This is a genomic window from Lysobacter sp. F60174L2 (genome assembly GCF_052547135.1).
Genome location: NZ_JBQWRA010000002.1, coordinates 179,743 through 202,123, shown reverse-complemented (window position 1 = coordinate 202,123; position 22,381 = coordinate 179,743). Strand labels below are relative to the sequence as shown.

27 protein-coding genes are annotated in these 22,381 nt (G+C 69.1%); 18 read left to right on the top strand and 9 right to left on the bottom strand.

Annotation, left to right across the window (positions count from 1 at the left end; translation table 11 throughout):
• The gene (locus ACT9AS_RS06035; RefSeq protein WP_445099236.1) at nucleotides 1-525 is read right to left on the bottom strand and encodes a hypothetical protein; all 525 of its coding nucleotides are present in this window, start codon (nucleotides 523-525) and stop codon (nucleotides 1-3) included.
• 101 nt (nucleotides 526-626) lie between these two features.
• Here ACT9AS_RS06035 and ACT9AS_RS06030 point away from each other — a divergent pair, with 101 nt between their 5' ends.
• The 5 genes from ACT9AS_RS06030 (at nucleotide 627) to ACT9AS_RS06010 (ending at nucleotide 4,693) form a co-directional block, all read left to right on the top strand.
• Complete coding sequence (locus tag ACT9AS_RS06030) at nucleotides 627-1,244, top strand: N-acetylmuramoyl-L-alanine amidase (RefSeq protein ID WP_445099235.1); 618 nt, start codon at nucleotides 627-629, stop codon at nucleotides 1,242-1,244.
• 240 nt (nucleotides 1,245-1,484) lie between these two features.
• Complete coding sequence (tesB, locus tag ACT9AS_RS06025; protein ID WP_445099234.1) at nucleotides 1,485-2,381, top strand: acyl-CoA thioesterase II; 897 nt, start codon at nucleotides 1,485-1,487, stop codon at nucleotides 2,379-2,381.
• Between the two features lie 2 nt (nucleotides 2,382-2,383).
• Entirely contained in the window at nucleotides 2,384-3,241 is an 858-nt protein-coding gene (locus ACT9AS_RS06020) for a hypothetical protein (RefSeq protein ID WP_445099233.1), read from the top strand.
• Between the two features lie 83 nt (nucleotides 3,242-3,324).
• Complete coding sequence (locus tag ACT9AS_RS06015) at nucleotides 3,325-4,497, top strand: sigma-70 family RNA polymerase sigma factor (RefSeq protein ID WP_445099232.1); 1,173 nt, start codon at nucleotides 3,325-3,327, stop codon at nucleotides 4,495-4,497.
• 1 nt (nucleotide 4,498) lies between these two features.
• Nucleotides 4,499-4,693 carry a hypothetical protein gene (locus tag ACT9AS_RS06010; protein WP_445099231.1) on the top strand — a complete coding sequence of 65 codons (195 nt, stop codon included), beginning with the start codon at nucleotides 4,499-4,501 and terminating at the stop codon, nucleotides 4,691-4,693.
• 106 nt (nucleotides 4,694-4,799) lie between these two features.
• Here ACT9AS_RS06010 and ACT9AS_RS06005 read toward each other — a convergent pair whose 3' ends face one another.
• Nucleotides 4,800-5,435 carry an EF-hand domain-containing protein gene (locus tag ACT9AS_RS06005; RefSeq protein WP_445099230.1) on the bottom strand — a complete coding sequence of 212 codons (636 nt, stop codon included), beginning with the start codon at nucleotides 5,433-5,435 and terminating at the stop codon, nucleotides 4,800-4,802.
• 92 nt (nucleotides 5,436-5,527) lie between these two features.
• Between ACT9AS_RS06005 and ACT9AS_RS06000 the strand changes: the two genes are divergently transcribed.
• Nucleotides 5,528-6,280 (top strand): arginyltransferase, encoded by a 753-nt coding sequence (locus ACT9AS_RS06000; protein ID WP_445099229.1) that lies wholly within the window; start codon nucleotides 5,528-5,530, stop codon nucleotides 6,278-6,280.
• Nucleotides 6,281-6,387: 107 nt separating this feature from the next.
• Nucleotides 6,388-7,521: an endonuclease/exonuclease/phosphatase family protein gene (locus ACT9AS_RS05995; RefSeq protein ID WP_445099774.1), complete on the top strand. Its 1,134-nt coding sequence runs from the start codon at nucleotides 6,388-6,390 to the stop codon at nucleotides 7,519-7,521.
• A gap of 6 nt (nucleotides 7,522-7,527) precedes the next feature.
• Here ACT9AS_RS05995 and ACT9AS_RS05990 read toward each other — a convergent pair whose 3' ends face one another.
• Together ACT9AS_RS05990 and purT are read right to left on the bottom strand one after the other, a co-directional pair.
• Nucleotides 7,528-7,986: a hypothetical protein gene (locus ACT9AS_RS05990; RefSeq protein WP_445099228.1), complete on the bottom strand. Its 459-nt coding sequence runs from the start codon at nucleotides 7,984-7,986 to the stop codon at nucleotides 7,528-7,530.
• Nucleotides 7,987-8,025: 39 nt separating this feature from the next.
• Complete coding sequence (gene purT / locus ACT9AS_RS05985) at nucleotides 8,026-9,228, bottom strand: formate-dependent phosphoribosylglycinamide formyltransferase (protein WP_445099227.1); 1,203 nt, start codon at nucleotides 9,226-9,228, stop codon at nucleotides 8,026-8,028.
• A 104-nt stretch (nucleotides 9,229-9,332) separates the two neighbouring features.
• On the opposite strand from purT, the gene ACT9AS_RS05980 reads away from it, so the two are divergent.
• The 5 genes from ACT9AS_RS05980 to ACT9AS_RS05960 all read left to right on the top strand — a co-directional run bounded on the left by ACT9AS_RS05980 (nucleotide 9,333) and on the right by ACT9AS_RS05960 (nucleotide 12,501).
• Complete coding sequence (locus ACT9AS_RS05980) at nucleotides 9,333-10,280, top strand: hypothetical protein (RefSeq protein WP_445099226.1); 948 nt, start codon at nucleotides 9,333-9,335, stop codon at nucleotides 10,278-10,280.
• A gap of 74 nt (nucleotides 10,281-10,354) precedes the next feature.
• A complete protein-coding gene (locus tag ACT9AS_RS05975) occupies nucleotides 10,355-11,215 on the top strand; it encodes an SPFH domain-containing protein (RefSeq protein WP_445099225.1) in 861 nt (286 codons plus the stop codon).
• A 65-nt stretch (nucleotides 11,216-11,280) separates the two neighbouring features.
• Complete coding sequence (locus ACT9AS_RS05970) at nucleotides 11,281-11,469, top strand: Arc family DNA binding domain-containing protein (protein ID WP_445099224.1); 189 nt, start codon at nucleotides 11,281-11,283, stop codon at nucleotides 11,467-11,469.
• A complete protein-coding gene (locus tag ACT9AS_RS05965; RefSeq protein WP_445099223.1) occupies nucleotides 11,466-11,651 on the top strand; it encodes a DUF4177 domain-containing protein in 186 nt (61 codons plus the stop codon). The genes ACT9AS_RS05970 and ACT9AS_RS05965 overlap by 4 nt, the downstream gene beginning before the upstream one ends.
• Before the next feature lie 37 nt (nucleotides 11,652-11,688).
• Nucleotides 11,689-12,501: a D-alanyl-D-alanine carboxypeptidase family protein gene (locus tag ACT9AS_RS05960; RefSeq protein WP_445099222.1), complete on the top strand. Its 813-nt coding sequence runs from the start codon at nucleotides 11,689-11,691 to the stop codon at nucleotides 12,499-12,501.
• Here the strand turns inward: ACT9AS_RS05960 and ACT9AS_RS05955 are convergent.
• From ACT9AS_RS05955 to ACT9AS_RS05935, 5 genes are all read right to left on the bottom strand, one after another.
• Nucleotides 12,498-13,172, bottom strand: coding sequence for a DNA-3-methyladenine glycosylase family protein (locus tag ACT9AS_RS05955; RefSeq protein WP_445099221.1), 675 nt, complete (start codon nucleotides 13,170-13,172; stop codon nucleotides 12,498-12,500). The genes ACT9AS_RS05960 and ACT9AS_RS05955 overlap by 4 nt on opposite strands.
• 1 nt (nucleotide 13,173) lies before the next feature.
• A complete protein-coding gene (locus tag ACT9AS_RS05950) occupies nucleotides 13,174-13,575 on the bottom strand; it encodes a DUF423 domain-containing protein (protein WP_445099220.1) in 402 nt (133 codons plus the stop codon).
• 13 nt (nucleotides 13,576-13,588) lie between these two features.
• Complete coding sequence (locus ACT9AS_RS05945; protein ID WP_445099219.1) at nucleotides 13,589-14,749, bottom strand: SRPBCC family protein; 1,161 nt, start codon at nucleotides 14,747-14,749, stop codon at nucleotides 13,589-13,591.
• A gap of 159 nt (nucleotides 14,750-14,908) precedes the next feature.
• A complete protein-coding gene (locus ACT9AS_RS05940; protein WP_445099218.1) occupies nucleotides 14,909-15,562 on the bottom strand; it encodes a response regulator in 654 nt (217 codons plus the stop codon).
• Nucleotides 15,559-16,770 (bottom strand): histidine kinase, encoded by a 1,212-nt coding sequence (locus ACT9AS_RS05935; RefSeq protein ID WP_445099217.1) that lies wholly within the window; start codon nucleotides 16,768-16,770, stop codon nucleotides 15,559-15,561. The genes ACT9AS_RS05940 and ACT9AS_RS05935 overlap by 4 nt, the downstream gene beginning before the upstream one ends.
• Nucleotides 16,771-16,945: 175 nt before the next feature.
• Between ACT9AS_RS05935 and ACT9AS_RS05930 the strand changes: the two genes are divergently transcribed.
• The 6 genes from ACT9AS_RS05930 to ACT9AS_RS05905 all read left to right on the top strand — a co-directional run bounded on the left by ACT9AS_RS05930 (nucleotide 16,946) and on the right by ACT9AS_RS05905 (nucleotide 22,274).
• Nucleotides 16,946-17,557 (top strand): GNAT family N-acetyltransferase, encoded by a 612-nt coding sequence (locus tag ACT9AS_RS05930; protein WP_445099216.1) that lies wholly within the window; start codon nucleotides 16,946-16,948, stop codon nucleotides 17,555-17,557.
• Nucleotides 17,554-18,339, top strand: a complete 786-nt coding sequence (minC, locus tag ACT9AS_RS05925) for a septum site-determining protein MinC (protein WP_445099215.1) — start codon at nucleotides 17,554-17,556, stop codon at nucleotides 18,337-18,339. The genes ACT9AS_RS05930 and minC overlap by 4 nt, the downstream gene beginning before the upstream one ends.
• Nucleotides 18,340-18,424: 85 nt before the next feature.
• On the top strand, nucleotides 18,425-19,234 hold the full coding sequence (gene minD, locus ACT9AS_RS05920; protein WP_445099214.1) for a septum site-determining protein MinD: 810 nt from the start codon (nucleotides 18,425-18,427) through the stop codon (nucleotides 19,232-19,234).
• 3 nt (nucleotides 19,235-19,237) lie between these two features.
• Nucleotides 19,238-19,513, top strand: coding sequence for a cell division topological specificity factor MinE (gene minE / locus ACT9AS_RS05915; protein WP_445099213.1), 276 nt, complete (start codon nucleotides 19,238-19,240; stop codon nucleotides 19,511-19,513).
• Between the two features lie 47 nt (nucleotides 19,514-19,560).
• Entirely contained in the window at nucleotides 19,561-20,058 is a 498-nt protein-coding gene (locus ACT9AS_RS05910) for a hypothetical protein (RefSeq protein ID WP_445099212.1), read from the top strand.
• Between the two features lie 101 nt (nucleotides 20,059-20,159).
• A complete protein-coding gene (locus ACT9AS_RS05905; RefSeq protein ID WP_445099211.1) occupies nucleotides 20,160-22,274 on the top strand; it encodes a M2 family metallopeptidase in 2,115 nt (704 codons plus the stop codon).
• Nucleotides 22,275-22,381: the final 107 nt, after the last annotated feature.

Genomic DNA, 22,381 nt, shown 5'->3' with positions numbered 1-22,381 from the left:
TCAGAGCTCCGCCAGCAGTTGTTCGAATGCGCCCGCGCTGGTCGCCACGTGGTCCGACAACCGGTGCCCGTCGCCCACCAGCAGCAGCCGGGCACGGCGGGCGCGCGCCCAGTCGATGACCTCGGCACTCGGGCACAGCTCGTCATCCCAGCCATGGACGATGCTGGTCGGCACCGCGGCGGCCTCGAACGGATGGGCCTCGCCCATGCGGATCGGCGGTGCCAACAGGAACAGGCCGGCCACCGGTACCCGCAACGACACCTGGCCGGAAACCCAGGCCCCCAGGCTCGATCCGGCCAGCACCAGCGGCCCGCGCCTGGCGGCGTCCGTGGCCAGCGCCGCCAGCCGGCGCAGGCGCGCCGGGACGTCGCCCAGCTCGCTGACCTCGCGCCTGCCGTCCAGGTCGGTGTAGTCGGGCCGCTCGCAGCTCCAGCCCAGGCGCCCGGCGACCTCGGCCAGGGCAGTGACCTTGGTTGCGTCGGGGCCGCTTTCGAAGCCGTGGGAGAGGATGCAGTGTCCGCGCATGCAAGGTGTCCGCTGGAAGATGCGCGCGGCGGCGGTGCGCCGCGGGGGCGCATCACGCGCGTCGCGCAGTGGGGATTGCGCGCGATGCTAGCATCCGCGCCATGCCGCCCGAGTCGCCGCCGTTGTCCTCTCTGCCCGACATCCGTGTCGAACCGCTGCCCTACGAGGCCCGGCTCGACGCCCGGCCGCTGGCACAGGTCGACCTGGTGGTGATCCATTGCACCGAGTTGCCCGACCTGGCCACCGCCCGCGAATACGGCGAGCGGGTGCTGTACGAGCCCCGCGCCGATGGCGGCGGCGGGACCGGAAACAGCGGCCACTTCTATGTCGACCGCGACGGCAGCGTGCACTGCTGGGTCGGGACAGACCGCGTCGCCCACCACGTCCGCGGCTGCAACGAGCGCTCGGTCGGGATCGAGCTGGTCAACACCGGCCGGTATCCGGACTGGCTGGACTCGCGGCGGCAGGCGATGGATGAGCCGTACACCGAGGCGCAGATCGCCGCGCTGGTCGCCCTGCTGCGACGGTTGGCGGAAGAATTGCCGTCGCTGCGGTTCATCGCCGGCCACGAGGACCTGGACACGGCGATGGTCGAAGCCAGTGACCATCCCGCGCGGCAGGTGCACCGCAAGCGCGACCCCGGCCCGCGGTTTCCGTGGTCGCGGGTGCTGGAGTCGACCACGCTGGAGCGCCTGCAGCCTGCATCGGACCCGGTGTAGGAGCGACGTAAGTCGCGAACGCCTCGCCATACCGCCTGTCGACATACGTGGGCTATCGGGAAACATCGATCGCGATCACGGGGTCCTGCGCGCAGAGCGGGTACCGCAAGCGCGAGGAAATCGCGACTTACGTCGCTCCTACATAAAAGCACGTGGCACGAAGCGCTCGATCCAGCCGCAGCCGCCCTGCAACAGCCCCCCGGCTATAATCGCCAACCTGTCCGAACCGGCTCCTCCCGCATGACCACCCCCGTCTCCGAGCTGATCGAACTGCTCTCGCTCGAACGCCTCGAGGACAACCTGTTCCGCGGCCAGAGCCGCGACATCGGCACCAAGTACGTGTTCGGCGGGCAGGTGGTCGGGCAGGCGCTGTCGGCGGCGCAGGCGACGCTGAAGGAGGCGCGCACGGCGCATTCGCTGCACGCCTATTTCCTCAAGGCCGGTGACATCGCCGCGCCGATCGTCTACCAGGTCGACCGCACCCGCGACGGCGGCAGCTTCTCGGTGCGGCGGGTGACCGCGATCCAGCACGGCCAGCCGATCTTCTTCCTCGCCGCCTCGTTCCAGCGCGACGAGGACGGCGCCGAACACCAGTTGTCGATGCCCGAGGTGCCGCAGCCGGAGGACATCGAGCCCGGCCACGCGGTGCCGGACAAGGTCATGGCGGAACTGCCGGAGAAGATCCAGCGCTGGCTGTCGAAGGAAGGCCCGTTCGAATTCCGCCACGTCTACCCGCGCGACGAGCTCAAGCCGCCCAAGCGGCCGCCGTTCCAGCAGGTCTGGTTCCGCCTGGCCGAGCGGGTCGGCGATGCGCCGGAGCTGCACCACGCCCTGCTCGCCTACGCGTCGGACTTCCACCTGCTCGGCACCGCGACCTTCCCGCACGGCATCAGCTACTACCAGCCGAACGTGCAGATGGCCTCGCTCGACCACGCGCTGTGGTTCCACCGCCCGTTCCGCGCCGATGACTGGCTGCTGTACTCGATCGACAGCCCCAGCGCGCAGGGCTCGCGTGGCCTGGCCCGCGGCATGGTCTACGACCGCCACGGCAAGCTGGTCGCCAGCACCGCGCAGGAAGGCCTGATTCGCGTGGTCGGCGACGCCCAGGCCGCGGCGCTCGTGCCGGCCCGGGGCTGACCGTGCGCAAGGTCTTCAGCAGCCAGCGACTGGAGAACGTCGAAGGCGTGGCGAAACTGCTGCGCGACGCCGGGATCGAGGTGCGGGTCAGCGATGGCCGTTCCTACAAAGGCAACCGCCGCGGCACCTTCAGCTACATCGACCGCGGCGATGCGCCGACGCCGGCCGTGTGGGTGGTGCAATCGGACCAGCAGGTGGCCGCGCGCGAGCTGCTGCGCGAGGCGGGACTGCTCGACTCGACGCGCACCGAGGAGGGCTACGTCAGCCCGAACTTCCGCTTCCGGGCCGAGCAGCACACCACCGCCATGTCGCCCACCCGCAAGCGCGCGATGAGGTTCAAGATCGGCCTGATCGTGCTGATCGTCGTGGTGGCCGGCATCGCCACCTGGCGTGGAATCAACCAGCCCGCACCGGTACCGCAACTCGCCGCGCCGCCGTTCGACGGCAGCACCGCGGCGACCCTGCCGCCCGTGGCGCAGGCGGTGTTCGCCAGCGAGCTGGGCGAGGTGGGCACGCCGCTCGCATGCGTCGGCGTGGACGGCAGGGATGCCCCGATCGAACTCATCCAGGCACTGCAGCCCACCACGCCCGACAGCAAACTGGTGCAGGCATCGGCCTGCGTCGAACAGGCCGACGAGGAGCACGGCAGCCACCACCGCGTTTCCGGACAGGCGGCCACGATCGTCGAAGTCCATGGCTTCAAGCCGTCCGCGCCGGACCGCGGGCTGATCGAATACAGTGCCTATCACCACCGCATGTGGGCCAGCTACAAGACCCTCGAAGTCGCGCGGGTGGATGGCCAGTGGCAGGTGGTGGACGTGGTCAAGCACGTACGCAACCGCGGGCTCATCGGTTTCTAGGCGCGTCGCCGGTCACATTCGCCCCGCAATCGCGTCTGGGTCCATGCATCCGCCATGGATCAGCGCAAGGGAGCCCGACCGTCATGAACACCGTCGCCCAATCCGTCCCGCTCGACCGGCCGCCGCTGGAGCGGTTGATCGACACCCAGTTGGCGGCCGCCGCCGATGGCGATCGCGCGGCCTATGGCCGGATCGTCGCCGCCTGCCAGAACTCGGTCACCGCGATCGCGCTGGCGATCGTGCGCGACGTGCCGGCCAGCGAGGACATCGCCCAGGAGGCGTTCCTCAGCGCGTGGCAGAACCTCAGGCGACTGCAGAACCCCGCCAGCTTCCTGCCGTGGCTGCGCCAGATCACCCGCAACCTCGCCCGCGACCACCTGCGCGAACGCCAGCGGTTGCCGCGCGAGGCGCGCGATGCCGATGCGCTGATCGAGGCCGCGGCCGATCCGCAGCCGCAGCCGTTCGAGCGGTTGATCGAGCAGGAACGCACCGAAGTCGCCGCCGAATTGATATCGGCGCTGCCATCCGACAGCCGCGAGGTGTTGCTGCTGTACTACCGCGAAGGCCAGCGTTCGCAGCAGGTCGCCGACCTGCTGGGCCTGTCCGACGCCGCCGTGCGCAAGCGCCTGTCCCGCGCGCGCGCTTCCGTTCGCGCCGAGTTGCTGGCGCGATTCGGCGAGTTCGCCCGCGCGTCGGCACCATCGGTGGGCTTCACCACGATGGTCGCCACCGCGCTCGCCGTCGCGAGCCCGCCCGCGGCCGCGGCTGGCATCTTCGGCAGCGCCCTGGCCGCGGGCGGTGGCGGAACCCTGGCCAAGGTCCTGCTTGGCGCGGCCGGCAGTATCGGACTGGCGCTGGTGGGAGGGTTTGCCGGCATCTGGCTGGGCCTTCGCCGCTATATCCGCAACGCGATCGATGATGCCGAACGACTGGCGCTCATTCGCAGCGGAGTGGTCTCTTCGCTGGCGACGATCTGCTTCCTCGTCGCATTCCTGTTGATGGCCCACTACGGGACCGGCTGGCAATTGCCAACGCTGGCGTTCCTGGCATTTTTCGCGGTCATCTACCATCAGGCGGGCGTCGTCCAGCCGCGAATCCTTGCGCGCCGCCATGCGCTTGAAGCGCAGCGCGACCCGGTCGCCGCGGCGGCCCGGCGCCAGCGCGAACGCTGGCTGTGTTGGCTCGGAGGAACCCTGGGGTTCGTCAGCGGCTTTGGTGGCCTGTTGTACGGCCTCGTCAGCAGCGGGAGGCTGTGAGATGACCCTGACCGCATTCTGGATCCGGCGCTTCGCGCTGGTGTTCACCGTGGCGATCGTGGTCCTGCTGGGCATCCAGGCATTGCGCGGCGAAATCGACCTCGCGGGCAGCGCGATGTGGAGCGCGATCACCGCGCTGCTGGTCGCCTCGCTCAACACCTGGTGGGCGTGGCGCCACGGCTGCCGGCTCAAGTAGCCGGCCGTAAGCCCGGGCAAAAAAGACCCGTGCCGCGGAGATCATCGGCACGGGTCAGGGATTCCACCTCCGCTGCGCGCGACAGGCGTCGTGGCAATCCTCCGGTTCAGCGCTGGCGGCGCGGCATCAGGTCGGCGCGGCTGAGCTGGCCATCGCGGTCCTCGTCGAGGAACGCGAACGCACGGGCGTGGCGCGGCCATCCGGCCTCGACCTCGGCGCGGCTCAGGCGGCCATCGCGATTGGCATCAGCCTCGGTGAATTTCGCCTCGAACCGCTGCATGCGCTTTGCCGCGAATTCACTACGGCGCTTTTCCGCGGCGGCATCCAGCTCACTGCGCACGAGATAGCCATCGCGATTGCGGTCGATCTCGCCGAACGTCGTCGCGAAGCGGGACGCAGCGGCCTCGATCGTGCTGATCCGGCCATCGCCATCGGTGTCGAGCCGGATCGCGGCCATGGCGCCGTGGTGCCCGCGATGCATGCGCTTGCCGCCGCGGTGCATGTGACGGCGCCGCTCGCCCCGTTCGATTTTTCCGTCGCCGTCCCGGTCCATGCGATCGAAATGCGCTGCCAGGCGCGGGTGGGCCGCGGCTTCCGAACGGTCGATCGCACCGTCGTGGTTGCGATCCAGCGTCGACCGGGCCTGCGGTCGGCTGTCGTGGTCCTGCGGGGTCGCCACTGCGGCGCCGGCAAGGGCGATACCGATGACGAGGGCCGATGCGCGGGTGATGCGAAGGTTCATGGGGGACTCCTGCACAGGCGCCGGCATGGCGCCATCGGCAATGACAACGCGCCGCCCTGCCACCGGTTGACAGCCGGCGCTATGCTGGCGCCATGGGCAACGACCCCGGCCAGGACCTCGACCAGCTGCGCCTGTTCCACACCGGCGAGCACCCCTGCGGCTACTGGCCGGAACGCAGCGCCCGCGACCTCGTGCTGGACCCGCGCGACCCGCGCCTGCCGCAGTGGTACCGGCTGGCGCTGGGCTGGGGCTTCCGCCGCTCCGGCGACATCGTCTACCGGCCGCACTGCCACGGCTGCCGCGCCTGCGTGGCGGTGCGCATCCCGGTCGAGCGCTTCGTCCCGGACCGCAGCCAGCGCCGCTGCCTCGCGCGCAATGCCGACATCGAAGTCCGCGTGCTGCCGGCGGAGCGCACCGACGAGCAACTGGCGCTCTACCAGCGCTACCTCACCGCGCGCCACCGCGGCGGCGGCATGGACGACCACGGCGCCAACGAGTTCGAACAGTTCCTGATCGGGCGCTGGAGCGAGGGCCGCTTCCTCGAGTTCCGCCACCGGACCGACACCGGGCGCGGCCCGCTGCTGGCGGTCGCGGTCACCGATGTCACCAGAACCGCGCTGTCGGCGGTCTATACCTTCTACGATCCCGACCACGCCGCCCGCGGGCTCGGCACCCTGGCCGTGCTCAGGCAACTGGAATGGGCGCGCCGCGAAGGCCGCCAGCACCTGTACCTGGGCTACTGGATCGACGGGCACGGCAAGATGGACTACAAACGCCGGTTCCGCCCGCTCGAGGCTTTCGACGGCCGCAACTGGCGCGACCTAGACCCTGGAGACCCTGCATGACCCGATCGCAACGCATCGCCACCCTCGCCGGACTGCTGGCGACCGTGGCGCTATCGGGCTGCCTGCGCGTCAACGTCCACGGCGACCCGGAGGCATGGGCCGAACGCATGGCTGACTCGACCAACCCGGCCCCGCTGCGGGTCGCGACCTACAACACCTCGCTCTACGACGACACCGAGGGCGGCCTGGTCCGCCAGCTGCAGGCGGGCGACGACGACGCCCGCCGGATCGCTGCGGTGCTGCAACGCGTGCGGCCCGACGTGGTGCTGCTCAACGAGTTCGACTACGACCCGGCGGAGCGCGCGGCCGGCCTGTTCCAGAGCGATTACCTCGAAGTCCCCCAGCCCGGCGGCGGCGACCCGCTGCATTACCCGTACCGCTACCTGGCGCCGGTCAACACCGGCGTACCGAGCGGTCTCGACCTCGACCGCAATGGGGAGGCAGGAGGCGACGGTCGCAACCGCGGCAACGACGCCTGGGGCTATGGCCTGCACCCGGGGCAATACGGGATGCTGGTGCTGTCGCGCTACCCGATCGAGCGTGCCGGCGTGCGGACCTTCCAGCACCTGAAATGGAGTGCCCTGCCCGGCGCCTGCCAGCCGCGCGACCCGGCAACCGGCGCCGCCTGGTATCCGCCTGCGATCTGGTCGCAGTTGCGACTGTCGTCCAAGTCGCACTGGGACGTGCCGATCGCGACCCCGCTCGGCACCGTCCACCTGCTTGCGGCGCACCCGACCCCGCCGGTGTTCGACGGCGCCGAGAACCGCAACGGCCTGCGCAACTTCGACGAGATCCGGTTGTGGGCGGAATATATCGGCCACGGCGCCAACGAATGGCTGTGCGACGACCGCGGCCGCTGCGGCGGTTTGCCGGCCGATGCGCGGTTCGTGCTGGTCGGCGACTACAACGCCGACCCCGTAGACGGCGATGGCGAGCCCGGCGCGATCGCCCAGTTGCTCGACCATCCGCGGGTCAACGCCGGCTTCGTCCCGCGCAGCGACGGCGCACCCGGGCGCGCGGCCCGGCGCGGCCTGCCGCGCGATGGCGACGTCGCCACCCACACCGGTGACTTCGGCCCGAAGGGCGGCACCCTGCGGCTCGATTACGTGCTGCCGTCCGACAACCTGCGGGTGCGCGACGGCGGCGTGTTCTGGCCGGCCGAAGGCGAGACCGACGCCGCCATCGCGGGCGCCAGCGACCACCACCTGGTCTGGCTCGACCTGGTGGCGCCGGCGCGCTGAGGCGCCCTACTTCTTCTTCGGGCGCTTGCGCGGCGCGGCGGCCGGTTTCGACGTCGCCGGCTTGGCTTTCTTCGCCACCTTCGCTGGCGCTTTCTTCGCCGGCTTCTTCGCCGCCGTGCGCGCCTTCGCCGCGGTCTTCACCTCGACCTGCGCGCCGGAGCCGTCGTCGGCCGGACGGGCGGCATCCACGGCGATCCGCGGGCCGAAACCGAACGCCTCGTCGGTCCTCGCCGACACGATCATCAGCACCATGCTGGTCGGCACCAGCAGCTCCAGTGCGATGGTCTCGCCGGCGGTGGTCCGCGCATCGATCGTCATCCGGATCAGCGCGCCGCCGGTATCGACCTCGCGGCAGACGATATGGGTGCCGGCCGCACCCTCCTGCAGGTAGGGCTGGATGCCCGCGCCCAGCGCCTCGAGCGCCTTGGGGTAGAAAAATACGGCGTAACCGTTGTTGTCGCCCATCGTGGTTCCTTCGGCTTGCAAAAAAACGGGGGATGCTTCTCAGCGCAGTTCGATCTTCAGTTCGGCGGCGGCGCGTCGGGCCTTGTCGCGCGCCTGTTCCACATCCTCGCCCAATGCCAGCGTCACCGCGACCCGGCGCTGGCCCTCGACGCGCGGCTTGCCGAACAGGCGCAACTGGGTGTCCGGCTGCGCCAGCGCGGCATCGACGCCGGAGAACACCGGCACGCCATGGCCTTCGGCCAGCACCGCGCAGGACGCCGAAGCGCCGCCATGGGTGCGGATGACGGGGATCGGCAACCCGAGGATCGCGCGCGCATGCAGGGCGAACTCGCTCAGGTCCTGGCCGATCAGCGTCACCAGCCCGGTGTCGTGCGGCCGCGGCGAAACCTCGCTGAACCAGACCTCGTCGCCCTTGATGAAGAACTCCATGCCGAACACGCCCCAGCCGCCGAGGTCGTCGCTGACCGCGCGCGCGACCTGCTGCGCGCGCTCCAGCGCGAGCGCCGACATCGGTTGCGGCTGCCAGCTCTCGCGGTAGTCGCCATGGGCCTGGGTGTGGCCGATCGGCGCGCAGAAGCTGGTGCCGCCGGCATGGCGCACGGTCAGCAGGGTGATCTCGTAGTCGAAGTCGACAAAGCCCTCGACGATCACCCGGCCGGCGCCGGCGCGGCCGCCGGTCTGGGCGTACTTCCAGGCCGTGTCGATGTCGGCCTCGCTGCGCACCAGCGACTGGCCCTTGCCCGACGACGACATCACCGGCTTGACCACGCACGGCACGCCGATTTCGGCGACCGCGGCGTGATAGTCGTCGAGGGTGTCGACGAAGCGGTAGGGCGAGGTTGGCAGGCCGAGCGTTTCGGCAGCGAGCCGGCGGATGCCCTCGCGGTCCATGGTCAGGCGCGCGGCGCGGGCAGTCGGGATCACCCGCGTGTCGCTGCCACGCTCGGCGAACTCGCGCTCCAGCTCGACTAGCGTCTCGGTATGGATCGCCTCGATCTCCGGCACGATCAGCTGCGGCCGCTCTTCGGCGATCAGCGCGCGGATCGCGGCGCCGTCGAGCATGTCGATGACATGGCTGCGATGGGCCACCTGCATCCCGGGCGCGTCGGCGTAGCGGTCGGCCGCGATGACCTCGGTGCCGAAACGCTGCAACTCGATCGCGACCTCCTTGCCCAACTCGCCGGAGCCGAGCAGCAGGACGCGGAATGCGTGCGGGGACAGCGGCGTGCCGAGGGTGACCATGCAGGTTCCAATCAATCGTCGAAGGCGCCGGCTAGTCTAACTTCCGCGCCAGCGCCGCCGGAATCGAGGTTTCGGGGGGCCGCACCGCATGCGATGCTTCGCCGATGCCACCGCGCCCGCCAGCGTCCCGATCCCGCCTCGCCACCGCCGCGCGCGCCGTTGCGCTGGCATCGCTGTTCGCGCTGGCCGGATGCGCACGGACGGACGACGATTCAACGGGCAGCAAGCCGGGCAGTGAGTTGTCCGGCGTACTGCTCGACCTGCAACTCAGCGAGGTCAGCGGCCTGGCCGCTTCGCACAGGCACGACGGGGTGCTGTGGCTGCACGACGACGGCGACAACCCGCCGCGGCTGTTCGCGGTCAACGAACGCGGCGGCCGGCTGGCGACGTTCCGCATCGAGGACATCACCAAGACCGACTGGGAAGACATCGCGACCTTCGAGCTCGAAGGAAAGCGCTACCTGCTGATCGCCGACACCGGCGACAACGGCGGCCTGCGCCGGACCCTGCAACTGCACGTGGTCGAGGAGCCCGCCACGCTGCGCAACGCCCGCCTGAAGCCGGCATGGTCGATCGCGTTTCGCTGGCCTGACGGTGCCCGAGACTGCGAGGCGGTGGCGGTCGACGCGCGGCGTGGCGAGATCCTGCTGGTGTCGAAGAAGCGGCAACCGCCGGAGCTGTTCTCGCTGCCACTGCGCCCTCCCGCCGGCGAACTGCTGACCGCCCAGCCACTGGCCACCCTCGACGGCATGCCCGAACCCGACCCGGCGCGACTGAAGCACGCGCCGGAGCGTGCCAAGCACGACGGCCAGGTCACCGCCGCATCGGTGTCGCCCGACGGCACCACCCTCGCGGTGATGACCTACCGCTACCTGCTGCTGTATCCGCGCGCCGAGGGCGACAACTGGGCCGACGCCGTGTCGGGCACTCCCCGGACCAGCGTGCTGCCGTGGTTGCCGCAGGCCGAGGCGCTGGGCTGGGACGCCGATGGCCGCAGCCTGTACGCCACCGGCGAGTTCATCCCGGCCCCGCTGTACAGGATCACTCCCTGAGTCGGCCGGCGCGGACTTGCATTGTGATATCAATTTGATATCAAATAGCCTCAACCACCCGCGAGGCTTCCGCCATGAAAGAGAACCCGATCCGTTCGCTGCCCGGCATCCCGACCCTGCTGGCGCTGATCGTCGCAATGCTGGTCGCCGCCTGGCTGTTCTTCAGCGGCATCAACGACCAGAGCCTCGGCACCATCGCCGGCGCGGTGCTGATCGCCGCCCTCGCCCTGTTCTGCCTGGTCGGCCTGTACATGGTTGAACCCAACCAGTCCGCGGTGCTGAGCCTGTTCGGCAAGTACGTCGGCACCGTCAGCGAAGCCGGGCTGCGCTGGAACAACCCCTTCTACGTCAAGCGCAAGGTCTCGCTGCGGGTGCGCAACTTCGAGAGCGGCAAGCTCAAGGTCAATGAGCTGGAAGGCAGCCCGATCGAGATCGCCGCGGTGATCGTGTGGAAGGTGGTTGATTCGGCCGAGGCGGTGTTCAACGTCGACGACTACGAGAGCTTCGTCACCATCCAGTCGGAGGCCGCGCTGCGGGCGATGGCGACCAGCTATCCGTACGACAGCCACGAGGACGAAGTCTCGCTGCGCAGCCACCCCGTCGAGATTTCCGAGCACCTCAAGGCCCAGCTCGACGAGCGCCTGACCACCGCCGGCGTCGACGTCATCGACGCGCGCATCAGCCACCTCGCCTACGCCCCGGAAATCGCCGGCGCGATGCTGCAACGTCAGCAGGCCAACGCGGTGATCGCCGCACGCACCCGGATCGTCGCCGGCGCGGTCGGCATGGTCGAGATGGCGCTGGCGGAACTGCAGAAAAACAACATCGTGCAGCTCGACGAGGAGCGCAAGGCGGCGATGGTCAGCAACCTGCTGGTGGTGCTGTGCAGCGACCGCGCGACCCAGCCGATCGTCAACACCGGCAGTCTTTATTAGTCGCGCATCCCTGCGCAAAAGCCCGCACATCCCTGCGCGGACTCTTCACAGGAAAGCAATCCTCCATGGCCGAAAAAAAAGCCTACCCGCTGCGTATCAACGCCGAGGTCCTCGCCGCGGCCCAGCGCTGGGCCGACGACGAGTTGCGCAGCCTCAACGCGCAGATCGAATATGTGCTGCGCGACGCCCTGCGCAAGGCCGGCCGGCTGTCCGACACCCCCCGAAAGCCTCCGATGAAGGACGAGACACCATGAGCACCGACACCCGTTGGACCTACGAAGTGGTGGAACTGAGCCCCAACATGCTGGGCCCGTCGATGACCGAACGCCTGCGCGAGGAACTCGACCGCCTCGGCCGGCAGGGCTGGGAGCTGGTATCGGCCAACCAGGTCAACCCGTTCGACCAGGTGCGGCTGATCCTCAAGAAGGCGGCGTGATGGCTGCGCCGCTGACAGCTGCCGGGAACGGGCGCTGATGCGCGGCCAGCCCGACATCCTGATCAATACGCCGGAGATCGAGCTCTGGCCGCACGGGCTGTTGCGGGCCCGCAGCAACCACGACGCGCGGGCGATGTCGCGGGCGCTGCATGTGCTGCGGCGCAAGCGCGATGGGCGCTACCTGGCTGTCGACCTGCCGGAGGGCATGCTGCCGCTGGTCTACCGGCTGATGCATGAGCCCGGCATCGATGCGGCCCTGGACGCACTGGATGTGCATCCCGCCCGGCGCCGTCCCGGCATCGAGCGGGTCGGCGAGTTGCCACTGGACCGGCTGCAGGAACGGCTCGATCTGCTCGGCATCGACGGCGACTACGCCGCGCGCACCGGCCTGCCGCTGGTCGCCGAGCCCGACTGGCTGGCGCTCGCCGGGTTCGACCGCTACCGCCGCCCGCTGTGGCTGCACGTCAACGCCGCACGCGCCTGGAACCACCTGCAGGCCGCCGCGCTGCGCGATGGCGTGGTGCTGGAGGCGATTTCCGGCTACCGCAGCCACGACTACCAGCTCGGCATCTTCGAGCGGAAGATCGCGCGTGGTCTCGGCATCGACGAAATCCTTGCGGTCAATGCCGCGCCCGGCTACAGCGAGCACCACTCCGGCCTTGCCCTCGACATCGGCACCCCCGGCGAACCGCCGGCCGAGGAGACCTTCGAGCGGACACCCGCTTTCGACTGGCTGACCGCCAACGCAGGCGGCCACGGATTCGCCATGAGCTATCCGCGCGACAACCCGCACGGCATCGTCTACGAGCCGTGGCACTGGCGCTGGAGCGCGGCCGACCCCGTGTCCTAGTCCTGCGAACGCCTGGTCGGCGTCTTCGCCTCCACCGCGAAGTCGGCGATCCGCCACAGGTAGAAGCTGGCATAGGTCCGGTACGGCCCCCAGCGCTCACCGAGTTGCGCAAGCGCCTTCGGGGTCGGCATCGCGTCGAGTCCGTCGACGATCTGCGCGCCCTTGCGGATGCCCAGGTCGTCGATCGGCAGCACATCCGGGCGGCCGAGCCGGAACATCAGCATCATCTCGACCGTCCAGCGGCCGATCCCGCGCACCGGCACCAGCGCGGCGACGATCGCGTCGTTGTCCATGCCCGCCATCCGCCGCAGCGTCGGGATCTCGCCGGCCGCTTCGCGCGTGGCCAGGTCGCGCAATGCCAGCAGCTTGTTGCCGGAGACGCCACAGCCCCGCAGCGTGGCGTCGTCGCAGCGGCCGAGGGTGTCGCAATGGAAGCGGTCGCTCCCGATCGCCGCCTCGACCCGGCCGACAATCGTCGCTGCCGCCTTGCCACTGAGCTGCTGGTAGAGGATGGCGCGTGCCAGCGCATCGACCGGGTCGAACGACTTGCGCCAGCGCGGGTCGGGGTCGATCACGCCGATCCGGCGCATCCACGCCCCCAGCTTGCGGTCGCGCCGGGCCAGGTGGGCGCGCGCCGCGCCGGTGTCGAATCCGCGCGAATGACGTGGCATCTCAGCGCCTCAGGGTATCGGCCGCCCACAGCAGCCAGGCGAGGATCATCAGGCTGCCGCCCAGCGGTGCCAGCGACGTCGGCGCACCGAAGGCATGCGCTCCGACCAGGCTGCCGGAGAACAGCAGCGTGCCCAGCGCCAGCAAACACAACGCGGCCGTGCCCAGCCGCCGCCGCACATGCGGTGCCAGTGCCGCCAGCGCGATGCCGTGTCCGAATGCGAACAGCGCCGCCGAGTGCAGGCTCGCCTGGACATGGGCCTCAGCGGCGTGCGCCGCGTAGGCGAACAGCGCGACCGCCGCCGCCGCGAATACCGCCCCCAGCACGGCAAGCGCACGGCCGCACCCATCCCACAAAAAAACGCGCCGCGAAATTCGCGGCGCGTTTCTGGAAACCGTGTTCACGTGTACGGGCGACTTACTTGATCGACCAGTAAACGACGAACTCGCCTTCCTCGGTGAAGCCCTGGTCGAGGCCGTTGTTCCACGACTCGTACGGACGGTCGACCGTCTGGTAGCCGCGGGTCAGCGCCCAGCCGCGCAGTGCGTCGCGGACCTTCGACAGGTTGGCCATGTGGCCCTTGAAGGGCACGGCGGCAACGGTGCCGGCTTCGACGTAAACCTGCTTCACCGGGCCCTGCAGCTCGATATCGAGCTGGCCGGCCGGCGCCGCGGCTTCTTCGCCGGCATCGGCGACTTCGGTGTCGGCCTCTTCATCCGCGGCCTCGTCCTCGCTGGCGGCCGCGTCGTCTTCGGACGCGCCATCGGCCTTGCGGACCGGCTGGGCAACCTCGAACGAGTAGCTGTCGCCACCAAGCTCGTTGGTGATGATGCGGACCGGACCATCGGCGACCAGGTCGTTGGCCTTCATCACCTTGTCGATCCACTGCATGTTGTTCTTCATCGTGCGCTGCACGACGTCGTTGTTGCGCTCGACCTGCGCACCGACCACCAGCAGGTTGCTGGCCTGGCGCTGCTCGACGCGCGGCGCCATCGACGGGTCGTCCTTGCTCAGCTCGTCGTAGTCGTAGTTGGGCACAGCGGCCAGCATGTTGCTCAGGCGCGCCAGGCTCATCTTCATTTCCTGGCCCATGTTGCTGCTGACGTACATGCCGGCGTAACGGCCAAGCAGGTTCATGCCGTAATCGACGTCGTAGGTCTGGGTGATCTTGACGTTGCGGTCGTTGCGACCGGTCGGCTCGAGCAGGAACGTGGTGCGCTTGTTCTTGCCGCGCTGGTTGTTGGTGATCGTGTAGGAGACGCTCTGGCCGTCCTTGCTGTCGACGATCTCCCAGCTGCCGTCACCCACGCCCTTCTGGTCGGAGCTGTACTCGAAACGGGCGCCTACGCCCTCTTCCGGGCCGGCGAGCTTCCGCTCCATGCCCGGGTCGTGCGCGACCAGCACGTTCCACTCGTCGAAACGGCGGAAGCTGTTCAGCGTGTCGTACACGATCGTCATCTTGCGGTTGGTCTCCACCGAGGTCTCGAAGTGGCGACTCGACGGCAGCAGGAAGCCGACGATCAGGAACAGCGCGAGGACGATCGCGAGTGAAATCAGGAGCTCGATCAGACGGGTCATTCAGGTTCTCCAGGGCCGGGCCCGGGGCGGGACTGGGCGCAGACCGGCAATCCTAGCAAGGAAGCCGGGGCCGGCGCAGCCTCTCCGGATCAAAATTCGTGACAGATGGCGGGACCGGGCAGGCCGACGCCCCCGGATCTGCAAACTCCCGGCGCATCGTCAGACCAGTTGCAGCTCGAACGCCTTGAGCACCGCCCGGGTGCGGTCGCGGACGCCCAGCTTGGACAGGATATTCGACACGTGGTTCTTGATCGTGCCCTCGGCCACCCCCAGCGAGTTGGCGATCTCCTTGTTGGAGAAGCCGCCGGCCATCAGCCGCAGGATCTCGGTTTCGCGCTCGGTCAGCGGATCGGGACGGTCGAGGCTGACGAAATCGTTGCGCATGTGCTCCAGCCCGGACAGCAGGCGCTGGGACATCGCCGGCTGCATCAGCGAACCGCCGGCGGCGACGGTCTGGATCGCATCGACCAGTTGCTCCAGCGACACGTCCTTGAGCAGGTAGCCCTTGGCGCCGGCCTTGATCCCGGCCAGCACCAGCTGGTCGTCATCGAAGGTGGTCAGGATGATCGTCGGCGGCAGGGTGCCGAGCCGGGCCAGCGCCTGCAGCGCCTCCAGGCCCGACATCACCGGCATCCGCATGTCCATCAGGACCACGTCCGGCTTGACCTGCGGGATGACCTCGATCGCCTGCCGGCCGTCGCTGGCCTCGGCCACGACCTCCACGCCGTCGGCCAGCGACAGCAGTGAACGCACGCCCTGGCGGACCAGCGTCTGGTCGTCGACAAGCATCACTCGGATCGGAACGGAACTCATGGTGTGACTCCCTCACTGGCGACGACCGCGGTCGCGGCCGCCGTGGCCGGCAGCGTCAACGACAGGCGGAAGCCTGCCTGCGGCCGGGTTTCGATGGTCAGGTCCCCGCCGTGCTGGACGAGTCGCTCGCGCATGCCGCGCAGGCCATTGCCGGAGACCAGCTGGGCGGCGCCGCGGCCGTCGTCGTGGGCCGTCATGACGATATGGCCGTGGTCGCGGCAGGCGTGGATCCAGAGATTGTCGGCGCCGGCGTGGCGAACGACGTTGGTGATGATTTCCTGGGCGCAGCGCAGCAGCACGTGGGCGCGCTCGGGGTCGTCGAGCGTCAACGGGCCGTCGATGTCCATGTGGATGTCGAGCGCCGGGACGTTCTCGGCCAGCGGCTGCAGGGCCGCGGCGAGGTCGATGGTGCCGTTGTCGCGCAGGTGGCTGACCGCCTCGCGGACATCCGTGAGCAACAGCCGGGCCAGGGTGTGGGCCTGGCTGACATGCTCCTTGGCGCGGCCCTCGACCAGATGGCCGGCCACCTCCAGGTTCAGGCTCAGCGCGGTCAGGTGATGGCCCAGAAGGTCATGAAGCTCGCGGGAGATCCGCGTGCGCTCGTTGATCCGCGCGCTCTCGGCCAGCAGCAGGCGGGTCGCGCGCAGCTCGGCGTTGAGGCGGCGCTGCTCCTCGCGTGCCTGGGCCTGTTGCATCGCCACCAGCGCGGTCACGAATACGAAGATCGAGAAACCCGCGTACAGCAGCGCCGTCACCACCGCGAGCACGATCGGGAACGCCAGCAGCGCCACAAATACCGGGATGATCGCCAGATTGCTGACCAGCAGCCAGATCACCCCCAGCCGCACCGACAACAGCCATGGCAACACCCCTGCCATGACCATCAACAGCACGCTGCCCAGACCGGTGCTGGAGAAGAAGCTCACGCCGATTGCGCAGAGCGTCAGCGCAAGCAGCAGGGCATGGTCGGAATAGTCGGGCCGACGCTGACCCAGCTCACGGGTGATCCACCAATAGATCCCGCCGAAGCTCAGGTACAGCGCCACCCAGCGCGCGACCAGCAGCTCCACCGGGTGTTCCGCCGCCCCTGGCAGCAATTCGACCCGGGCGGGCTCCTGCCAGACATTGATCAGCCAGCAGCCCACCATGGCCCAGGTGAAAAGACCGGCGTAGCGCAGCAGTCGGCTGTGGTTAAGGCGGGCTAGCATCCCCGCATGCTACTGGCATCCGCACCCCGCCGGTGCACCCGAAAGTCATGCCTGAATGCGGGACGTGGCGCCGCGCCGGGACGGCCGGCCGTCGCCCGCCGGTGGGCCACGTGCGATAATCGGCCCCGCTGCGCGACCACCGCGCACTGCATGAAAAATTTCCCTGGAGCCCGGAATGTCGATCGTTGTCCGCGACGTGCTTGAGCACGAGCTGGATTCCGTCCTTGCCCTCAACAACGCCGCCGGTCCCACCATCCTGCCGCTGGATGCGGCTCGATTGCGCCACTTCTTCGAAACCGCCGAATACTTCCGCATCGCCGAACGCGACGGCAACCTGGCCGGGTTCCTGATCGGCATCGGCAGCCACGCAGGCCACGACAGCAGCAACTTCGGCTGGTTCCGCGAGCGCTACCCGGAGTTCTTCTATATCGACCGGATCGTCGTCGCCAGCCGCCGCCGCGGCGGCGGTGTCGGGCGCGCGTTCTATGCCGACGCCCAGAGCTATGCGGAGCTGCGCTATCCGCAGATGGCCTGCGAGGTCTTCCTCGACGACAGCGACAACGACCCGGTGCTGCTGTTCCACGGCAGCTTCGGCTTCCGCGAGGTCGGCCAGCACGTCATGCCCGCCACCGGTATCCGCGCGGCGATGCTGATGAAGCCGCTGTGCAGCCACGCCTGGATCGACCAGACCTACGGCAAGTCGCTGCCCAACGTGCCGTGGATCGCGCCGGCCCGGGTTCCGCCGGACGGCTCGCTGGCATCGCGCTCGACCGGGACCGGCCGGTGAGCGCGGCGACGATGGATTACGAGCCCGCCGGCGAACTCAAGATCGGCCAGGTCGGTATCGCCAACCTGCGCATCCGTACCCTCGACGTGGCTGGACTGGTCGAGGAGATGCGCGGCCGGGTGCAGCGCGCGCCCAAGCTGTTCCTGCGCGCCGCGGTGGTGATCGATTTCGGCGGCCTGGCGCAGACGCCCGATGTCGCCACCGCACAGGCACTGCTGGACGGCTTGCGCGGCGCCGGCGTGCTGCCGGTCGCGCTGGCCTACGGGTCGAGCGACACCGAGCGGCTGTCGGAGGCGCTGGGCCTGCCGCTGCTGGCCAAGTTCCGCGCCCAGTACGAGCGTGCCGACGGTGCGCCCGAACCCGCCCCGGCCGCGCCGCCGCGCCGTGAGGCCCCCGCCGCGGAACCGGCCCCGGCCCGCACGGCGCCCGCCGCGGCACCCGGCGGCCAGCCGGGCATGATCCACGCCGCACTCGTGCGCTCGGGCCAGCAGGTGTATGCCGACAACCGCGACCTGACCGTGCTGACCGCGGTCGGCGCCGGTGCCGAGGTCATCGCCGACGGCTCCATCCACATCTACGGCCCGTTGCGTGGCCGTGCGCTGGCCGGCGCCCAGGGCAACGCGCAGGCCCGCATCTTCTGCCGCGAGTTCCATGCCGAGCTGGTCGCGATCGCCGGCCACTACAAGGTGCTCGAGGACATCCCCAGGGACCTGCGCGGCAAGGCGGTGCAGGTCTGGCTGCAGGACGAACAACTGCATATCGCCGCGCTGGACACACCGTGAGCGAGAAACCGGGCATGCTGTCACCTGCTCCGCCGCGACGCCCCCGCGTCCGCGGCTCCACCCAAAATTTCCGGAGGATCTGAACTTGGCCGAAATCATCGTAGTCACTTCGGGCAAGGGCGGCGTCGGCAAGACCACGACCAGCGCTTCCCTTGCCTGCGGCCTCGCCCGGCGCGGCCACAAGGTGGCCGTCATCGACTTCGACGTCGGCCTGCGCAACCTCGACCTGATCATGGGCTGCGAGCGCCGCGTGGTGTACGACTTCGTCAACGTGGTCAATGGCGAGGCCAACCTCAAGCAGTCGCTGATCAAGGACAAGCGCTTCGAGAACCTGTACGTGCTGGCCGCCTCGCAGACGCGCGACAAGGACGCGCTGACCCAGGAAGGCGTCGAGAAGGTGCTCAAGGACCTGGCTGACGACGGCTTCGACTACATCGTCTGCGACTCCCCGGCGGGCATCGAGAAGGGCGCGTTCCTGTCGATGTACTTCGCCGACCAGGCCGTGGTCGTGGTCAATCCCGAGGTCTCCTCGGTGCGCGATTCGGACCGCATCCTCGGCCTGCTGGCGTCCAAGACCCGCCGCGCCGAGAACGGCGAGCGGGTCAAGGAGCACCTGCTGCTGACCCGCTACAGCCCCAAGCGGGTGGAATCGGGCGAGATGCTCAGCGTCGGCGACGTCGAGGAGATCCTCGGGCTCAAGACCGTTGGCGTGATCCCCGAGTCGACCGACGTGCTGCACGCCTCCAACAAGGGCGAGCCTGTGATCCTCGACGCCGAGTCCGATGCCGCCCAGGCCTACGACGACGCGGTCGCCCGGCTGCTCGGCGATACCCGCCCGATGCGCTTCGTGACGCCTGACAAGAAAGGCTTCTTCAGCAAGATGTTCGGAGGTTAAGACATGGGTTTGTTCGACTTCCTGCTGGTCAAGAAGCAGACCGCCTCGGTCGCCAAGGACCGATTGCGGATCATCGTCGCCCACGAGCGCGCCACCCGCGGTGGCCCGGATTACCTGCCGATGCTGCAGCGCGAGTTGCTGGAGGTGATCCGCAAGTACGTCAACGTCGACGCCGAAGCGGTCAAGGTCGACCTGATGGGCGAAGGCGACAACAAGGTGCTCGACATCTCCGTCTCGCTGCCCGAAAAGGACGAGGCCCGCGCGGTCGCCAACGGCTGATCGCCCACGTGCGCAGGCGGGCCGCACCCGGCCCGCTTTCCTGTCCCATGCTCACCCTCGCCGACACCGGTTTCGACGCGCCCGCCGCCCTGCTCGCCCGCTACGGACTGCAGCTGCTGCGCGTCGCCGATGGCGAGGCCATTCCGGGCAGCTACTGGGGCGAGTGCGAGGCCGGCATCATCGGCACCGATGTGTATGCACGCGACGACACCCCGATCCACTCGCTGCTGCACGAAGCCGGGCACCTGATCGTCCTGCCGCCCGAACGCCGCGCCCAGGTCCACACCGACGCCACCGACTCGATCGAGGAAGAGGACGCGGTCTGCGTGCTGCAGGCCCTGCTCGGCGACGAGCTGCCAGGCGTCGGCCGCGAGCGCGTGCTTGCCGACATGGATGCCTGGGGCTACACCTTCCGCCTGGGCTCGGCCCGGGCCTATTTCGAGCGCGATTCCGACAGCGCCTGGCGCTGGCTCGCCGCCCGCGGGCTGGTCGACCTGCAGCACCGGTGCCTGGTGGAAATGCGGCCCCTCGCCCGCTCCGCCTGAACGCGCATCCGGCCGCGGGATTGCTTGCGCCCGGTCCCACCCGCCTCTAGCCTTCGGAATTCGGCGCGATACACGCGCTCCAGCAAAGGGAGTCTCTCCAGATGAAACTCGTACGCGCATTGCTTGCGCTCAGCATTTCCGCGGCCGTGGTCGGCCTGGCCGGCTGCGACCGCTCCCCGAGCCCGGACGCGCAGGCCCCGGCGGCCACCAGCACCGTGCCGGCCGACGAGACCGCCGACCAGTTCATCGCCCGGGTCAACAAGGAGCTCAGGGCGATGTACCCGCAGATGACCGCCGCGCAGTGGCTGTCGTCGACCTACATCAACGATGACAGCCAGTTGCTGGCAGCCAAGGCCAACGAGCGCTACCTCGCCCAGCTCAACGACTGGATCGCGCAGGCCAAGCGGTTCGAAGGCCAGGAGATGTCGGCCGATACCGCGCGCTCGATCCAGTTGCTCAAGCTCGGCACCTCGATGCCGGCCCCCAGCGACCCGGCCAAGCTCGCCGAACTGGCCAGGATCGCCGCCGACATGGAGGGCATGTACGGCGCCGGCACCTATTGCACCGACCCGGCCGACGAATCGACCTGCCGCCAGCTCGGCGCGCTCGAGGACGTGCTGCGCAACAGCCGCGACTACGACGCGCAACTGGAGGCATGGCGCGGCTGGCACACCATCTCCAAGCCGATGCGCGACGACTACACCCGCTTCGTCGAGCTGGTGAACCTCGGCGCCGACGAGATGGGCTTCGCCGACGCCGGCGAGATGTGGCGCTCGGGCTACGACATGAGCCCGGTCGAGATCGCCGCCGAAACCGACCGCCTGTGGAGCCAGGTCAAGCCACTGTACGAGCAACTGCACTGCTACACCCGCACCCGCCTGGGCGCCGAGTACGGCGAGGACCGGGCGCAGGTGGCCGGCGGCATGCTGCCCGCGCACCTGATGGGCAACATGTGGCAGCAGGACTGGAGCAACCTGTGGGACGTGGTGGTCCCGTACGAGAACGCCGGCAAGCTCGACATCACTTCCGCGCTGGAGTCGCGCTACCAGCAGATCCACGCGCAGAAGCTCGCCAACCACACCGGTGACCGCAGCCCGGCCAGCCTGGCCGACATCGAACACCAGGCGCAGGAAGCCTCGGCCCGCCAGATGACCAAGCGCGCCGAGGACTTCTACACTTCGCTCGGCCTGCAGAAGCTGCCCGACAGCTACTGGAAGAACACCCAGTTCATCAAGCCGCGCGACCGCGACGTGGTCTGCCACGCCAGCGCGTGGGACATGAACATGGAAGGCGACGTGCGCACCAAGATGTGCATCAAGCCGAACGAGGAAGACTTCACCACCATCTACCACGAGCTCGGCCACCTGTATTACGACCTGGCCTACAACAAGCAGCCGCCGCTGTTCCAGGCCGGCGCGCACGACGGCTTCCACGAGGCGATCGGCGACACCATCGTGCTGGCGATGACGCCGAAGTACCTGGAGTCGATCGGCCTGGTCGACGCGCAGCAGCAGTCCGACGAGGCGCTGATCAACGCGCAGATGCGCATGGCGCTGGCCAAGGTCGCGTTCCTGCCGTTCGGGCTGATGATCGACCGCTGGCGCTGGGGCGTGTTCGACGGATCGATCACCCCGGACCAGTACAACACCGCGTGGTGGGACCTGAAGGCCAAGTACCAGGGCGTCGCCCCGGTGCAGGCGCGCGGCGAGGAGTTCTTCGACCCGGGCGCGAAGTACCACGTGCCGGGCAACACGCCGTACACGCGTTACTTCCTCGCCCACGTGCTGCAGTTCCAGTTCTACAAGTCGCTGTGCGACGCGGCCGGGTACGAAGGCCCGCTGCACGAGTGCAGCTTCTACGGCAACAAGGCCGCCGGCGCGAAGCTGCAGGCGATGCTCGACAAGGGCGCCAGCCAGCCTTGGCAGTCCACGCTGAAGGAGCTGACCGGCGGCGGGAAGATGGACGCCGGCCCGGTGCTGGAGTACTTCGCCCCACTGCAGGATTGGCTGAAGGTGCAGAACGAAGGCCAGGCCTGCGGTTGGCAGCCGGGCGCGACCGCAGCCAGCAGCGCCGCTCCCACGCAACCGGCCGCCGACCAGACGGCCACCCCGGCGGAAACGCCCGCCGCGCAGAAACCGGCGGTCGAAAAGCCCGCCGACAAGCCGGCGGCGGACGCCAAACCGGACGATGCGAACCCGGAGCCCGAGCAAGGCTGATCCGCACTCGCAACACCACGAAGGCCGGCGCATGCCGGCCTTCTTTTTTAGCTCGTCGGCGCAAATGCCGGCCTTCGTTTTTCCGGCCAGGTCACCGGCGGCATACT

What these genes read in the sequence shown, in the direction of transcription:
- ACT9AS_RS06035 (WP_445099236.1), bottom strand. Translation starts at nt 525, where the DNA reads ATGCGCGGACACTGCATCCTCTCCCACGGCTTCGAAAGCGGCCCCGAC.
- ACT9AS_RS06030 (WP_445099235.1), top strand. Translation starts at nt 627, where the DNA reads ATGCCGCCCGAGTCGCCGCCGTTGTCCTCTCTGCCCGACATCCGTGTC.
- tesB (WP_445099234.1), top strand. Translation starts at nt 1,485, where the DNA reads ATGACCACCCCCGTCTCCGAGCTGATCGAACTGCTCTCGCTCGAACGC.
- ACT9AS_RS06015 (WP_445099232.1), top strand. Translation starts at nt 3,325, where the DNA reads ATGAACACCGTCGCCCAATCCGTCCCGCTCGACCGGCCGCCGCTGGAG.
- ACT9AS_RS06010 (WP_445099231.1), top strand. Translation starts at nt 4,499, where the DNA reads ATGACCCTGACCGCATTCTGGATCCGGCGCTTCGCGCTGGTGTTCACC.
- ACT9AS_RS06005 (WP_445099230.1), bottom strand. Translation starts at nt 5,435, where the DNA reads ATGAACCTTCGCATCACCCGCGCATCGGCCCTCGTCATCGGTATCGCC.
- ACT9AS_RS06000 (WP_445099229.1), top strand. Translation starts at nt 5,528, where the DNA reads ATGGGCAACGACCCCGGCCAGGACCTCGACCAGCTGCGCCTGTTCCAC.
- ACT9AS_RS05995 (WP_445099774.1), top strand. Translation starts at nt 6,388, where the DNA reads ATGGCTGACTCGACCAACCCGGCCCCGCTGCGGGTCGCGACCTACAAC.
- ACT9AS_RS05990 (WP_445099228.1), bottom strand. Translation starts at nt 7,986, where the DNA reads ATGGGCGACAACAACGGTTACGCCGTATTTTTCTACCCCAAGGCGCTC.
- purT (WP_445099227.1), bottom strand. Translation starts at nt 9,228, where the DNA reads ATGGTCACCCTCGGCACGCCGCTGTCCCCGCACGCATTCCGCGTCCTG.
- ACT9AS_RS05980 (WP_445099226.1), top strand. Translation starts at nt 9,333, where the DNA reads ATGCCACCGCGCCCGCCAGCGTCCCGATCCCGCCTCGCCACCGCCGCG.
- ACT9AS_RS05975 (WP_445099225.1), top strand. Translation starts at nt 10,355, where the DNA reads ATGAAAGAGAACCCGATCCGTTCGCTGCCCGGCATCCCGACCCTGCTG.
- ACT9AS_RS05970 (WP_445099224.1), top strand. Translation starts at nt 11,281, where the DNA reads ATGGCCGAAAAAAAAGCCTACCCGCTGCGTATCAACGCCGAGGTCCTC.
- ACT9AS_RS05965 (WP_445099223.1), top strand. Translation starts at nt 11,466, where the DNA reads ATGAGCACCGACACCCGTTGGACCTACGAAGTGGTGGAACTGAGCCCC.
- ACT9AS_RS05960 (WP_445099222.1), top strand. Translation starts at nt 11,689, where the DNA reads ATGCGCGGCCAGCCCGACATCCTGATCAATACGCCGGAGATCGAGCTC.
- ACT9AS_RS05955 (WP_445099221.1), bottom strand. Translation starts at nt 13,172, where the DNA reads ATGCCACGTCATTCGCGCGGATTCGACACCGGCGCGGCGCGCGCCCAC.
- ACT9AS_RS05945 (WP_445099219.1), bottom strand. Translation starts at nt 14,749, where the DNA reads ATGACCCGTCTGATCGAGCTCCTGATTTCACTCGCGATCGTCCTCGCG.
- ACT9AS_RS05940 (WP_445099218.1), bottom strand. Translation starts at nt 15,562, where the DNA reads ATGAGTTCCGTTCCGATCCGAGTGATGCTTGTCGACGACCAGACGCTG.
- ACT9AS_RS05935 (WP_445099217.1), bottom strand. Translation starts at nt 16,770, where the DNA reads ATGCTAGCCCGCCTTAACCACAGCCGACTGCTGCGCTACGCCGGTCTT.
- ACT9AS_RS05930 (WP_445099216.1), top strand. Translation starts at nt 16,946, where the DNA reads ATGTCGATCGTTGTCCGCGACGTGCTTGAGCACGAGCTGGATTCCGTC.
- minE (WP_445099213.1), top strand. Translation starts at nt 19,238, where the DNA reads ATGGGTTTGTTCGACTTCCTGCTGGTCAAGAAGCAGACCGCCTCGGTC.
- ACT9AS_RS05910 (WP_445099212.1), top strand. Translation starts at nt 19,561, where the DNA reads ATGCTCACCCTCGCCGACACCGGTTTCGACGCGCCCGCCGCCCTGCTC.
- ACT9AS_RS05905 (WP_445099211.1), top strand. Translation starts at nt 20,160, where the DNA reads ATGAAACTCGTACGCGCATTGCTTGCGCTCAGCATTTCCGCGGCCGTG.